11 protein-coding genes, 1 pseudogene and 1 riboswitch are annotated in these 14,060 nt (G+C 68.6%); of the genes and pseudogenes, 8 read left to right on the top strand and 4 right to left on the bottom strand.

Features of this window, described 5'->3' with window-relative positions:
• Positions 1–176 precede the first annotated feature (176 nt).
• Positions 177–962, top strand: a complete 786-nt coding sequence (nagB, locus tag FHX80_RS20445) for a glucosamine-6-phosphate deaminase (protein WP_145765522.1) — start codon at positions 177–179, stop codon at positions 960–962.
• A gap of 173 nt (positions 963–1,135) precedes the next feature.
• Here nagB and FHX80_RS20440 read toward each other — a convergent pair whose 3' ends face one another.
• The 4 genes from FHX80_RS20440 to FHX80_RS20425 all read right to left on the bottom strand — a co-directional run bounded on the left by FHX80_RS20440 (position 1,136) and on the right by FHX80_RS20425 (position 5,969).
• Complete coding sequence (locus tag FHX80_RS20440; RefSeq protein ID WP_145765521.1) at positions 1,136–2,674, bottom strand: glycoside hydrolase family 3 protein; 1,539 nt, start codon at positions 2,672–2,674, stop codon at positions 1,136–1,138.
• 8 nt (positions 2,675–2,682) lie between these two features.
• A complete protein-coding gene (locus FHX80_RS20435) occupies positions 2,683–3,540 on the bottom strand; it encodes a carbohydrate ABC transporter permease (protein WP_145765520.1) in 858 nt (285 codons plus the stop codon).
• Positions 3,537–4,532, bottom strand: a complete 996-nt coding sequence (locus FHX80_RS20430; RefSeq protein ID WP_145765519.1) for a carbohydrate ABC transporter permease — start codon at positions 4,530–4,532, stop codon at positions 3,537–3,539. The genes FHX80_RS20435 and FHX80_RS20430 overlap by 4 nt, the downstream gene beginning before the upstream one ends.
• A 135-nt stretch (positions 4,533–4,667) precedes the next feature.
• Entirely contained in the window at positions 4,668–5,969 is a 1,302-nt protein-coding gene (locus FHX80_RS20425; RefSeq protein WP_145765518.1) for a sugar ABC transporter substrate-binding protein, read from the bottom strand.
• Positions 5,970–6,250: 281 nt separating this feature from the next.
• Here FHX80_RS20425 and FHX80_RS20420 point away from each other — a divergent pair, with 281 nt between their 5' ends.
• From FHX80_RS20420 to FHX80_RS35810, 7 genes and pseudogenes are all read left to right on the top strand, one after another.
• The gene (locus tag FHX80_RS20420; RefSeq protein WP_145767399.1) at positions 6,251–7,021 is read left to right on the top strand and encodes a GntR family transcriptional regulator; all 771 of its coding nucleotides are present in this window, start codon (positions 6,251–6,253) and stop codon (positions 7,019–7,021) included.
• 346 nt (positions 7,022–7,367) lie between these two features.
• Positions 7,368–7,574: a DUF3311 domain-containing protein gene (locus FHX80_RS36415; RefSeq protein ID WP_145767398.1), complete on the top strand. Its 207-nt coding sequence runs from the start codon at positions 7,368–7,370 to the stop codon at positions 7,572–7,574.
• Positions 7,571–9,208 (top strand): monocarboxylate uptake permease MctP, encoded by a 1,638-nt coding sequence (mctP, locus tag FHX80_RS20410; RefSeq protein WP_145765517.1) that lies wholly within the window; start codon positions 7,571–7,573, stop codon positions 9,206–9,208. The genes FHX80_RS36415 and mctP overlap by 4 nt, the downstream gene beginning before the upstream one ends.
• Before the next feature lie 111 nt (positions 9,209–9,319).
• Positions 9,320–9,832 carry a GNAT family N-acetyltransferase gene (locus FHX80_RS20405; RefSeq protein WP_145765516.1) on the top strand — a complete coding sequence of 171 codons (513 nt, stop codon included), beginning with the start codon at positions 9,320–9,322 and terminating at the stop codon, positions 9,830–9,832.
• A 78-nt stretch (positions 9,833–9,910) separates the two neighbouring features.
• Positions 9,911–10,009, top strand: a riboswitch (adenosylcobalamin-variant (AdoCbl-variant) riboswitch).
• Between the two features lie 154 nt (positions 10,010–10,163).
• The gene (locus FHX80_RS20400; protein WP_145765515.1) at positions 10,164–12,644 is read left to right on the top strand and encodes a ribonucleoside-diphosphate reductase subunit alpha; all 2,481 of its coding nucleotides are present in this window, start codon (positions 10,164–10,166) and stop codon (positions 12,642–12,644) included.
• Entirely contained in the window at positions 12,644–13,660 is a 1,017-nt protein-coding gene (locus FHX80_RS20395; protein WP_145765514.1) for a ribonucleotide-diphosphate reductase subunit beta, read from the top strand. The genes FHX80_RS20400 and FHX80_RS20395 overlap by 1 nt, the downstream gene beginning before the upstream one ends.
• Before the next feature lie 124 nt (positions 13,661–13,784).
• Positions 13,785–13,976, top strand: a pseudogene (locus tag FHX80_RS35810) (AraC family transcriptional regulator); the annotation flags it as partial.
• Positions 13,977–14,060 lie beyond the last annotated feature (84 nt).

Below are 14,060 nucleotides of genomic sequence, written 5' to 3'. Positions count from 1 at the left end.
AACACGCGGTACCTCGGCCCCGCCAGCGGACGGCACCCGGCGGGGTTGCGGCGCCCGTCGCCCACCGTTCGCCCGCACGTACCCGGGCACCGTGTCCGCGTACGGCGAGTTCTGCTAGATTAGGACTTTGATTGGTCTATACCACATGTAGTCACTCCAGATCGGCAGGCCCCCGCGTGGAAGTTGTCATCGTCCCGGACGCCAAGGCAGGCGGCGAACTGATCGCAGGGGCCATCGGTGCCCTGCTGAGCCGCAAGCCCGACGCCCTTCTCGGCGTTGCCACCGGCTCGACCCCGCTGCCCATCTACCAGTCGCTGGCGGACCGGGTCCGCTCCGGTGCCGTGGACGCCTCGCGCGCCCGCATCTGCCAGCTCGACGAGTACGTCGGACTGCCGGCGGGCCACCCGGAGTCCTACCGCTCCGTGGTGCTGCGTGAGGTCGTCGAGCCGCTCGGACTGTCCGAGGCCTCGTTCATGGGCCCCGACGGCTCCGCGGAGGACGTCCAGGCCGCCTGTGAGGCCTACGACAAGGCGCTCGCCGAGGCCGGCGGGGTGGACCTCCAGCTGCTGGGCATCGGCACCGACGGGCACATCGGCTTCAACGAGCCGTGCTCCTCGCTCGCCTCCCGTACTCGGATCAAGACGCTCACCGAGCAGACCCGGGTGGACAACGCGCGCTTCTTCGACAACGACATCACGCAGGTGCCGCACCACGTGATCACCCAGGGCATCGGCACGATCCTGGAGTCCCGCCACCCGATCCTGCTCGCGACAGGCGAGGGCAAGGCCGACGCGGTGGCGCAGACGGTCGAGGGGCCGGTGGCCTCGGTCGTGCCCGCGTCCGCACTGCAGTTGCACCCGCACGCGACGATCGTGGTCGACGAGGCGGCGGCGTCGAAGCTGAAGCTGGCGGACTACTTCCGCGCCACGTTCGCGGCGAAGCCGCTGTGGCAGGGCATTTAGTCCTTGGCGTTACGCGGGAGGGGCCGGACACCTGGTGGTGTCCGGCCCCTCCCGCGTAACGGGCGTCCTGGTGGGCGCCTTGTCCTCGATCGCCGGACGGGCTTGACCCGTCCGCCCGGCGCGAGGAGTTGTCCTCGTCGCCGGACGGACTTGAATCAGCCGCCGGACGGGCTCTATCGGCCCGAGGTGATGACCTCTGCCGCGGCCAGACCGCAGACTCTGGCCGCGCCGTGGGTGGCGATGTGGAAGGTGCCCCTGGGTTCGGCCTGCGGGACGCCCATCTCGACCACGATCGTGTCCGGACGCTCCGCCAGCAGCGCGTCGATGGCCTCGGTCATCCACGGGTGACGGTGCGCGTCGCGGACGACCGCGACGATGCGCCGCTCCCCCGCGGCCCGCAGCACGTCGGCCGCGAGTTCCTCGGCCCCGCCGTCGTACGTGTCGGCCTCGGTGCCCGGTGCCAGCCGGGCCAGTTCGGCGGCGACACCCCACGGGGTCTCGGCACCGACCGCGATGTTCGCGACCGGGGTGAGAGCGGCGACGTACGCCGGCCCGGTGAGCGGTTCGGCCGCGCCGGTCACCACGACCGCGCGGCGGGCCGCGACCAGGCCGATGTCGGAGCCGATTGCCGTGCTGCCCCCGGCGCCGGACGCGGTCCCCTCCTGCGCTGCCGCGCCCGGTTCCGGGGCAGCCCCCCTGACCCGCTGCGTCCAGGACGCGAGGGCCCGTACACGTGCGGCGGCGTCGGCCAGCCGCTCCTCGGGCAGTTCACCGGCCCGGACCGCCGCGACGAGCGCGTCGCGCAGCCGGAGCACCGTGCTGTCGTCGTCGAGGCCGCCGCCGACACAGAGCGCGTCGGCGCCCGCCGCGATCGCGAGGACCGAGCCGCGCTCGATCCCGTACGTCGAGGCGATGGCCTGCATCTCCACGGCGTCGGTGACGATCAGGCCGTCGTAACCCAGCTCCTCGCGCAGCAGACCCGTGAGGATCTGCGGGCTCAGCGTCGCCGGACGGTGCGGGTCGAGCGCGGGAAGCAGGATGTGCGCGCTCATCACCGATTTGGAACCGGCCGCGATCGCCGCCCGGAAAGGCACCAGTTCACGGGCGTGCAGGGTTTCCAGGTCCACATCGATACGCGGCAGCGCGTGGTGCGAGTCGACCGCGGTGTCGCCGTGCCCCGGGAAGTGCTTGGTGCAGGCGGCGACGCCGGCGGCCTGGAGGCCCTCGACGTACGCGGCGGTGTGCCGGGCGACCAGGCGGGGTTCGGCGCCGAAGGACCGTACCCCGATGACCGGGTTGCCGGGGTTGGAGTTGACGTCCGCGGACGGCGCCCAGTTGAGGTTGACGCCGCATTCGGCGAGCCGGCGGCCCAGCTCCTGGGCGACGGCGCGGGTCAGTGCGACGTCGTCGACGGAGCCGAGCGCCAGGTTGCCGGGGAAGGACGAGCCGTGGCGCACCTCGAGCCGGGTGACGTCACCGCCCTCCTCGTCGATCGCGACGAGCACGTCGTCGCGTTCGGCGCGGAGCTGGGCGGTGAGCGCGGCGAGCTGCTCGGGCGTCTCGATGTTGCGGCCGAACAGGCCGACGGAGGAGAGGCCTTCGCCGACCCGGCGCAGCAGCCAGTCCGGGGCGGTGGTGCCGGTGAACCCCGGCTGCAGAACGGCGAGGGCGTCGCGGGTGACGGTATCCGTGGTGGATACGAGGGTGGTCATGGGCGGCGTTATCCCTTCACGGCACCAGAGGTGAGGCCGGTTGCCATGTACTTCTGTACCAGCAGGAAGAAGGCCACGACCGGGATCGCGATCATCGTCGAGGCGGCCATCAGCGCGCCGTAGTCGATGCCTCGCGAGGTCGTGAAGTTCATCAGCCACACGTTGAGGGTGTACTTGTCGTTGTCCTGGAGGACGACGTAGGCGAGCAGGTATTCGTTCCAGGCGGTGATCAGCGAGAAGATCGAGGCGGCGGCGAGGCCCGGGGCCAGCAGCGGGAAGGTGACCCGCCAGAAGGCGCCCATCCGGCTGCAGCCGTCGACCATGGCCGACTCCTCGAGCTCCGGCGGAATGTTGATCACGAATCCGCGGATCATCCACGTCGCGAACGGCAGCGTGGAGACGAGGTAGATGACGATGACGCCCCAGTACTCGTTCAGCCCGCCGAGGTCGTTCAGCTGGATGTAGATGGGGATCAGCATCGCCGTCGGAGGCAGCAGCTGGACGACGAGCAGCACGATCATGAAGAACTTGCGGCCGCGGAACCGGAAGCGGCCGATCGCGAAGGCCGCGATCGTGGCGAGCAGCATGCCGCCGAGGACGGCGACGCCGCAGACGATCAGGCTGGACTCGATGGCCGTACCGAAGTTCGGCTGATTGATGGCGCGGGAGAAGTTGTCGAAGGTGATCGACGAGGGCCAGAGCGTCTGGTCGTAGCTGCGGATCTCGGCGTTCGGCCGCAGGGAACTGATGACCAGCCAGTAGACCGGGAAGGCCATCAGCACGAAGGCGACGAGGCCCGCGATGTTGTAGCCGATGCGGTGCTTCTTGCGGTCCGGGCGGAGGACCTGGGGGGTGGAGGCGCTCACTCGACCTCTCCGATCTTGAGCAGCTGGCGCAGGTAGTACACGGCGACGCCGGACAGCAGCAGGACCGTGATGAGCGAGATGGCGGCGCCCTGGCTGAACGAGTTCGACTCGAATGCCTTCTCGAACGAGTAGATACCGAGAACCGAGTACTCCGGTTCCGGCTTGTTGCCGCGCATCAGGAAGATCTGGCCGAAGACGTTGAAGTCCCAGAGCACGGAGAGCGTGGCGACCATCTGGAAGACGGGCTTGATGACCGGCCAGGTGACGTAGCGGAAGATGCCGGTCGTGCCGGCTCCGTCGAGCGACGCGGCCTCTTCGAGTTCCTTGGGAACCTGGGTGAGCGCGGCGTACAGGGTCACGGAGACGAAGGGGATGGCACCCCAGACGACGACCGCGCCGATGATGACGAAGCCCTGCTTGGGATCGAGGAACCAGTTGTGGCCCTGCGCGTCGATCCCCAGGTACTTGGTCAGCACCATGTTGATGACGCCGTAGTCGGAGTCGGCGAACCAGCGGAAGATCGAGGTGGCGACCAGCAGCGGCATCGACCAGGCGGCGACCAGCGCGGCGGTCAGCAGCAGCCGGACCCAGGTGGACATCCGCTGCATGATCATGGACAGGCCGAGGCCCCCGACCATGGTGACGAAGACGCAGACCACCATGAAGATGATGGTCCGCCAGACGACGTCCCAGAACTCGCTGTCCCCGAGGATGTTGGTGAACTGGTCGAAGCCCACCCAGGGTGCCGCCGCTCCGGACCACAGCTCGCGGCGGCCCACGTCCTGGAAGGACATGATGACCGTCTTGATGAAGGGCCAGACGAAGACTGCGGCGATAGCGACGAACGCCGGTGCTATGAGGAGGTACGGCAGCAGAGCGCCGGCCTTCCGCGGTTTACGGTTCACGTTTTTCGCGAGCTGAGGATCCGCACCCTCAGGAGCCCGCGGGACGGACACCGGCGGGTCGGCTGCTTTCATATCGGCGGCACTCATTGTGCTTGCCTTCCGTTTCGGACCGGGTACCGGAGGGCGGGGGTGACAGCCCCTTTCGGGCCTGCCACCCCCGCAGACGATCAGTTGAGTCGGTGGCTCATCGGCTCACCGGCTCGGACTCCGTGAGCTCGGGGCTCAGGACTCCTTGTTGATCATCGAGTCGATCTCCGCGTCGGCCTTCTTGGTGGCCTCCTCGACCGACTTGCCCTTGATGATGTCGAGGAGCAGGATCTCGAGCGTTTCCTTCTTCTCGATCGCCGTCCAGCCCGGGGCGATCGGGGTGAACCAGGCGTCCGGAACGGCGTTGGCGATGGCCGCGGTCTCCGGCTTCGCCTTCAGCGGCTCAAGCTGCTTGGTGTTGTTCGGAAGGATGTTCTTCGAGGCGAGAACCTCTTCCGACTTCTCCGAGGTGAACAGCGAGATCCACTCCTCGCCGAGGTCCTGGACCTTCGACTTGGAGATGGTGGCCAGGTCGGAACCGCCGATGAAGGACGGAAGCGCCTTGCCGTTCGGGCCGGGCATGCCCGCGGTGCCGATCTTGTCCTTCAGCTTCGGGTTGCCGTTGGACTTGGAGTCGATGACGCTGCCGGCCTCCCAGCCGTTGCCGTAGAGAAGAGCGGTCTTCTCGTTGGCCATGACGTTGGCGTGGTCCGCCTCGTCCTTCGTCTGGTCACCGTGGTTGTACTTCTTGACCAGCTCGACGAAGTCCGTGATGCCCTTCTGGGCCTCGGGGGTCGAGAGAGTGGACTTCCACTCCTTCTTGCCCTCGTCGTACTTGGCGATCTGGCCGCCCTCGGCAGCGACGTAGGACATCGCGGCGTACCAGTAACGGCCCGGCAGGTACAGCGGCGAGAACGCCTTGTCCTTGCCGTACTTCTTGCCGATCTTGTCGAGCGCGGCGGTCAACTCGTCCTGGGTGGCGGGGAGAGTGTCCTTGCCGGTGCCGGCCTTGAACATGTCCTTGTTGTAAATCGCTACGCGGGCGCCGGCGTAGTAAGGAACGCAGTACTGCTTGCCCTCGAAGGCGCACGTGTCCTTCAGACCCTTGATCCAGGTGTCCGAGTTCTCGTACTTCTTCGGGTCGATCTCGCCGAGTGCCCCGTTGAGGATGTACGTCATGGTCTCGGTGTTGCCGAGCTCCACCACGTCGGGGAACTTGTCGCCCGCCAGGGAGGCGTCAAGCTTCTTGGCCTTGTCGGCCCAGGTCTGGTACTGAACGTTGACCTTGACGTTGGGGTACTTCGTCTTGAACTGGGCATTGACATCCTTGACCAGTTCAGGCCACGTGCTCTGCGCATCCGACATCAGCCAGACGGTGAGCGATTCCTTGCGGTCCTTCGGGTCCTTCGACGACGTCTTGCCGTCGTCGGAACCACACGCTGCGATCGAAACCAACATGCCCGCGACGCCGATCGCCGCGATGAGCTTGCGCTTCACGCCACCCTCCTCAGGGATGCTGCAACCCCTGCCCACCGCGCGAATAACGTCGACGAGTACTGCTGGGGCTGGAACCTGGTCTTTAATGGTTTAGACCAGTACGGGGAGCTTGGCCTAGACCTTTAGGGGTGTCAAGGGTGTATAAGAAGTGCACTCGCGTCCGTTATAGGACCGACACCTGAGGGAGGGCGACGAGCCGTGACCGGACCGTGCCACCATGTGAGCCGCGACAGACGGAGGAGCCGGTGACGGCAGCAACGCAGCAGTCGGGAAGGCGGGCCATGGGTACCGGCGGGGGCAGCACGGAGAACGAGACGGGCGCGGGCGCGGGTACGCGTACCGCGCGCGTCCCGAAGTACTACCGGCTGAAGCGACATCTCCTCGACATGACGGACACGATGCCGCCGGGCACCCCCGTACCCCCGGAGCGGACCCTGGCCGCCGAGTTCGACACCTCGCGCACCACCGTGCGCCAGGCGCTCCAGGAACTGGTCGTCGAGGGCCGGCTGGAACGCATCCAGGGCAAGGGCACCTTCGTCGCCAAGCCGAAGGTCTCGCAGGCCCTGCAACTCACCTCGTACACGGAGGACATGCGCGCCCAGGGGCTGGAACCGACGTCCCAGCTACTGGACATCGGCTATGTCACGGCCGATGACACACTGGCCCAGCTCCTCGACATCACCACGGGCGGCCGCGTACTGCGGATCGAGCGGCTGCGGCTGGCGAGCGGTGAGCCGATGGCGATCGAGACCACCCACCTCTCAGCCAAACGCTTCCCCGCGCTGAGGCGTTCGCTGGTGAAGTACACCTCTCTCTACACAGCCCTGTCCGAGGTGTACGACGTGCGGCTGGCCGAGGCCGAGGAGACCATCGAGACCTCCCTCGCCACCCCGAGCGAGGCCGGACTGCTCGGCACGGACGTGGGCCTGCCGATGCTGATGCTGTCCCGGCACTCGCTGGACGAACAGGGCGAGCCGGTCGAGTGGGTCCGCTCGGTCTACCGCGGCGACCGCTACAAGTTCGTGGCCCGCCTGAAGCGTCCGCTGGACTGAACGGACGCCCGCCCGAAGCATTACCCGAACAGCCCCCGTGGAGCCGCTTCCACGGGGGCTGTTCCGCGCCCACAGAAGGCACTCCATACCGCCATTGGACTAGACCATTTTTCGTACGCCTGGAGCTGTTTCGGCCAACCGTTCGCGGTATGAAGGCCGTTGCCGGACCGCAACGCCGACTGGGGGTGACGCCGGCCGGAACCCTCGCCTAGATTTCGTGCGCATCACGACAGGTGATCAGCGAGGGGACGGAGTCGCCGCAATGACAGCAGACCCAGAAGGAAAGCCGGACCCAGCAGGGGAGCCGGGCCCAGCAGCAGAGCCGCCCACCGTCACACCGGTGCGGGTGGTCATCGCCTTCTGTCTCATCGCGCCGTTCGTGGCGATGCTCTGGGTGAGTTCGTACGCCAGGATCGACCCGGCCTTCATCGGCATCCCGTTCTTCTACTGGTACCAGATGCTCTGGGTGCTGATCTCGACCGCGCTCACGATGATCGCGTACAAGCTGTGGCAGCGTGACCAGCGCGCCCGCAAGGGAGGTGCGTCAGCATGAAGGACGGCGTGAACGGCGTCGCGCTCGGCGTCTTCATCTTCTTCTTCCTGGCCGTCACGGTCATCGGCTTCATGGCGGCCCGCTGGCGCAAGGCCGAGAACGAGGCCAGTCTCGACGAGTGGGGCCTGGGCGGCCGGTCGTTCGGCACCTGGGTCACCTGGTTCCTGCTCGGCGGCGACCTCTACACCGCGTACACCTTCGTCGCCGTACCCGCGGCGATCTACGCGGCGGGCGCGGCCGGCTTCTTCGCGGTGCCCTACACCATCCTGGTGTACCCGCTGATCTTCACCTTCCTGCCGCGGCTGTGGTCGGTCTCGCACAAGCACGGCTACGTCACCACCTCGGACTTCGTCCGCGGCCGGTTCGGCTCCAAGGGGCTCTCCCTCGCCGTCGCCGTCACCGGCATCCTCGCCACCATGCCGTACATCGCGCTGCAGCTCGTCGGCATCCAGGCGGTGCTGGACGTGATGGGCGTAGGCGGCGGCGAGAACACCCACTGGTTCGTCAAGGACCTGCCGCTGCTGATCGCGTTCGCGGTACTCGCCGCGTACACGTACTCCTCCGGGCTGCGCGCACCCGCGCTGATCGCGTTCGTCAAGGACGGGCTGATCTACCTGGTCATCGCCGTGGCGATCATCTACATCCCGATCAAGCTCGGCGGCTTCGACAACATCTTCGCCGCCGCGCAGGAGAAGTTCGCGGGCCCGCCGGGAGGCAAGCCGACCGGCGCGCTCGCGCCCGGGGTGAACGGCCAGTGGGGCTACGCCACGCTGGCCCTGGGGTCGGCGCTCGCGCTCTTCATGTATCCGCACTCGATCACGGCGACGCTCTCCAGCCGCAGCCGCGACGTGATCCGCCGCAACACCACGATCCTGCCGCTGTACTCGCTGATGCTGGGCCTGCTCGCGCTGCTCGGCTTCATGGCGATCGCCGCCGGGGTCAAGGTGGACAACTTTCAGCTGGCGATCCCTCAGCTCTTCGAGAACATGTTCCCCGACTGGTTCGCGGGGGTGGCGTTCGCCGCCATCGGCATCGGCGCGCTGGTGCCCGCGGCGATCATGTCGATCGCCGCGGCGAACCTGTTCACCCGGAACATCTACAAGGACTTCCTGAAGCCCGACGCGACGGCCGCCCAGGAGACCAGGGTCTCCAAGCTGGTGTCGCTGCTGGTGAAGGTCGGCGCGCTCGCCTTCGTCCTCACCATGGACAAGACGGTCGCGATCAACTTCCAGCTGCTCGGCGGGATCTGGATCCTCCAGACGATGCCGGCCCTGGTCGGCGGCCTGTTCACCCGGTGGTTCCACCGCTGGGCGCTGCTCGCGGGCTGGGCGGTCGGCATGGTCTACGGCACGGCCGCCGCATACGGGGTGGCCGGCCCGACCCAGGCGCACTTCGGCGGGTCGTCCAAGGAGATCCCGGGCATCGGCGAGATCGGCTACATCGGCCTGACGGCGTTCGTGCTGAACGTCGTGGTCACCCTCGTCCTCACCCTCGTCCTGAACGCCGTGAAGGCGCCTGCCGGGACCGACGAGACATCCCCCGGCGACTACACCGCGGACGCGGACGACCTGGCCGCCCCCGGTGTGAAGAAGGAGCTCCCGCCGGTAACGGCCGGGGCGCCGGGCGGGCACTGACGGCAGCGGCACGGGCCGCCGCACCCCACGCACAGGGGCGCGGCGGCCCGTTCGCGCGCCGGGCGGAAAACCCTTGCGGACGGCGCCCGCGGATACGGCAGACTTCCGCGTATGGACATCACCATCAGGCCGATCGAGCCCGCCGAGCACACCGCCCTCGGCGAGATCACCGCCGAGGCCTATCTCGGGGACGGGCTGCTGGACTTCGGCGCCGACGATCCGTACCTGGTTCAGCTGCGGGACGTCGCCCGGCGGGCCGCCGAGGCCGAGGTACTCGTCGCGGCGGATGCGCGGGGCCGGGTCCTGGGCGGCGTGACCTACGCCCCGCCGGGGAACCGGTGGGCCGACATCGCGGCCGCGGACGAGGCCGAGTTCCGGATGCTCGCGGTCTCCCGCGAGGCCCGTGGGGCCGGGGCGGGCGAGGCGCTCGTCCGGGCCTGTATCGACCGCGCACAGGGCACCTCGGGGGTCACGGGGATCGTCCTGTCGACGCAGCCGAGCATGCACGGAGCCCATAGGATCTACGGGCGCCTCGGCTTCGTACGGACCCCCGAGAGGGACTGGTACCCCATCGACGGGGTGTCGTTGCTGACATATCGCCTGGACCTCCCGCCGGCGTCATGACGTCGCACTGACGCGTCGCGCAACACAACATGTGGGGGCTGCCGCATCCGGCTGCCCCCACATGTATGCTCGTGCTCGCTGTCGACGCAGGGAAATCCGGTGCGAATCCGGAACTGTCCCGCAACGGTGTGTTCGGTGTGCTTTTGCGCATCCGTGAGTCCGAGGACCTGCCGACAGCGCATCCGGCTCGACCGAACCGGATGCCCAGACGTCCGGGCCTCGTGGATGGGCCGGTGGACGCCGCACGGAGTGCTGCCCTGCCCAGGGTCCGGCTCCGCCCGGCTGCCCCCGTTCCCCCGCCGGCCCAGAGCCGAGCGAGGGAGAGCACCACGTGACCATCGCGCCAGCCGATCCGGTTTCAGCGGCCGAGTCCGAAGCCGCCGAGTCGGAAGCCGCCGAGTCCGGAGCAGTCGAGTCCGGAGCAGTCGAGTCCGGGGCGGTCGAGTCCGGAGCCGACCCGTCCGCGACACCCGCGAAGGACGGACCGGGAACCGCGTTGCTGCGGACCCTCACCGACCTCACCGCGGATCTGCCCGACACCGACCCCGGCCGCGTCGCCGCCGCCGCGCTGCGCGGCCGCAACGCCCGGTCGGACGAGGCCGAGCTGCGCTCGCTGGCCACCGAGGCCGCCGCGGGCCTGATCTCCGAGGACCCCGCCTACTCCCGGCTCGCCGCCCGCCTCCTCACCCGCTCCATCGCGGACGAGGCCGCCGGGCAGGGCGCGACGTCCTTCTCCGCATCGGTCGCCGTCAGTCACCGCGAGGGCCTGATCGCGGACCGCACCGCCGAGTTCGTGACGCTCCACGCGGCCGCTCTCGACGCTCTGGTGGGGCAGGCCCTCGCCGACGGCGCCGACGACCGCTTCGGCTACTTCGGTCTGCGCACCCTGTACAGCCGCTATCTGCTGCGCCACCCGCTCACCCGCCAGGTCGTCGAGACCCCGCAGCACTTCATGCTGCGGGTCGCCGCCGGGCTCGCCGAGGACAACTCCGAGCGCGCCCTGGACGAGGTCGCCGCGCTGTACCGGCTGATGAGCCGGCTGGACTACCTCCCCTCATCCCCCACCCTCTTCAACTCCGGCACCCGGCACCCGCAGATGTCCTCCTGCTATCTGCTGGACTCGCCGCTGGACGAGCTGGACTCGATCTACGACCGCTACCACCAGGTGGCGCGGCTCTCCAAGCACGCGGGCGGCATCGGCCTCTCGTACTCCCGTGTCCGCGCCCGCGGTTCGCTGATCCGCGGCACCAACGGGCACTCCAACGGCATCGTGCCGTTCCTGAAGACGCTCGACGCCTCCGTCGCCGCGGTGAACCAGGGCGGCCGCCGCAAAGGCGCCGCGGCCGTCTACCTGGAGACGTGGCACGCGGACATCGAGGAGTTCCTGGAGCTGCGCGACAACACGGGCGAGGACCAGCGGCGCACGCACAACCTCAACCTGGCGCACTGGATCCCGGACGAGTTCATGCGCCGGGTCGACGCGGACGGCACCTGGTCGCTGTTCTCCCCGGCCGACGTGCCCGAGCTGGTCGACCTGTGGGGCGACGCGTTCGACGCCGCGTACCGGGCGGCCGAGGCCAAGGGCCTGGCCCGCAAGACGATGCCGGCCCGTGAGCTGTACGGCCGGATGATGCGGACGCTCGCGCAGACCGGCCAGGGCTGGATGACGTTCAAGGACGCCTCCAACCGGACCGCGAACCAGACCGCCGAGCCGGGCCGCGTCGTGCACTCCTCGAACCTGTGCACGGAGATCCTGGAGGTCACCGACGACGGCGAGACGGCCGTCTGCAACCTGGGTTCGGTCAACCTCGGCGCGTTCGTCGCCGACGGCACGATCGACTGGGAGCGTCTGGACGCCACCGTCCGTACCGCCGTGACCTTCCTCGACCGGGTCGTCGACATCAACTTCTACCCGACCGAGCAGGCCGGCCGGTCCAACGCCCGCTGGCGGCCGGTGGGCCTGGGCGCGATGGGTCTCCAGGACGTCTTCTTCCGGCTGCGGCTGCCGTTCGACTCCCCCGAGGCGCGCACCCTCTCCACGAAGATCTCCGAGCGGATCATGCTCGCCGCGTACGAGGCGTCCTGCGACCTGGCCGAGCGGTCCGGCCCGCTGCCCGCCTGGTCCGAGACGCGTGCCGCCCGCGGTGTGCTGCACCCGGACCACTACGACACCGAGCTGAACTGGCCGGAGCGCTGGGACGCCCTGCGCGCCCGGGTCGCGACGACCGGCATGCGCAACTCGCTGCTGCTCGCCATCGCGCCGACGGCGACGATCGCCTCGATCGCGGGCGTGTACGAGTGCATCGAGCCGCAGGTCTCCAACCTCTTCAAGCGCGAGACGCTCAGCGGTGAGTTCCTCCAGGTCAACGCCTACCTCGTCGACGAGCTGAAGAAGCTCGGCGTGTGGGACGCGCGGACCCGTGAGGCGCTGCGCGAGGCCAGCGGCTCGGTGCAGGGCTTCGCCTGGATCCCGGAGGAGGTGCGGGCGCTGTACCGCACGGCGTGGGAGATCCCGCAGCGCGGACTGATCGACATGGCGGCGGCCCGTACGCCGTTCCTCGACCAGAGCCAGTCGCTGAACCTGTTCCTGGAGACGCCGACGATCGGCAAGCTCTCCTCGATGTACGCGTACGCCTGGAAGCAGGGGCTGAAGACGACGTACTACCTGCGCTCGCGCCCGGCGACCCGGATCGCCCGTGCGGCATCCGGCCAGGCCGCCGCCCCCATTCCCGTACAGCAGGCCGCCGCGCCCGACGCGGACGCGATCGCCTGCTCCCTCGAAAACCCCGAGTCCTGCGAGGCCTGCCAGTAATGAGCACATCCGAGAACAAGAACCTGCTGGACCCGGGCTTCGAGCTGACCCTGCGACCCATGCGCTACCCGGACTTCTACGAGCGCTACCGGGACGCGATCAAGAACACCTGGACGGTGGAGGAGGTGGACCTCCACTCCGACGTCTCCGACCTCGCCAAGCTGTCGCCGGGCGAGCAGCACATGATCGGCCGGCTGGTGGCGTTCTTCGCGACCGGTGACTCGATCGTCTCCAACAACCTCGTGCTGACGCTGTACAAGCACATCAACTCCCCCGAGGCGCGGCTGTACCTGTCGCGGCAGCTCTTCGAGGAGGCCGTGCACGTCCAGTTCTATCTGACGCTGCTCGACACCTATCTGCCCGATCCGGACGACCGGGCGGCCGCGTTCGACGCGGTCGAGGAGATTCCCTCGATCCGTGAGAAGGCGCAGTTCTGCTTCAAGTGGATGGATTCGGTCGAGAAGATCGACCGGCTGGAGACGAAGGCCGACCGCCGCCGTTTCCTGCTGAACCTGATCTGCTTCGCGGCGTGCATCGAGGGGCTGTTCTTCTACGGCGCGTTCGCGTACGTCTACTGGTTCCGCTCGCGCGGCCTGCTGCACGGCCTCGCCACCGGGACGAACTGGGTCTTCCGTGACGAGACCATGCACATGAGCTTCGCGTTCGAGGTCGTGGACACCGTCCGCAAGGAGGAGCCGGAGCTCTTCGACGACGCCCTCCAGGAGCAGGTCACCGACATGCTCAAGGAGGCCGTCGAGGCGGAGCTCCAGTTCGGCCGCGACCTGTGCGGCGAGGGGCTGCCGGGCATGAACACCGAGTCCATGCGCGAGTACCTGGAGTGCGTCGCCGACCAGCGTCTCGCCCGGCTGGGCTTCCCCGCGGTGTACGGATCGCAGAACCCGTTCTCGTTCATGGAGCTCCAGGGCGTCCAGGAGCTGACGAACTTCTTCGAGCGCCGCCCGTCGGCGTACCAGGTGGCGGTCGAGGGCACGGTCGGCTTCGACGACGACTTCTAGAACCCTCCGGTTTCCTCGCCCAGCTCCTCAGGTACGGACGCCGTGCGGCCCTCACCGGCCGCGCGGCGTCCGCCGTCCGCGGCGGTTCACCATCAGCCCCCGCCCCGCGCGCCTTCGCCCGGAGCTGGCGGCACAGCACCTCCTGGAGACATCGGATGAAACGACGGACACGATCGCAGGACGGTCCGGCTTCGGGAACGCCGTCGCGCCGCGCCGCCGGCTCGTACGTTCTTCGGGCATCAAGCCGCATGCGTATCGGAGGGCCTTCCACAGCCCCTCCGCAATGACCGAAGTCGCCCGCCCCAGGCGGAGTTGACCTCCGATCATTCGTCCAACCGTTTCCCTCACCTGTCCATGGACCGGACCCCGGCGAGGGGGCCAGGGTCTGACGGATGGACAT

The organism is Streptomyces brevispora (genome assembly GCF_007829885.1).
In the GTDB taxonomy this organism is placed as follows: Bacteria; Actinomycetota; Actinomycetes; order Streptomycetales; family Streptomycetaceae; genus Streptomyces; species Streptomyces brevispora.
This window is presented reverse-complemented; position numbering and strand designations above follow the sequence as displayed.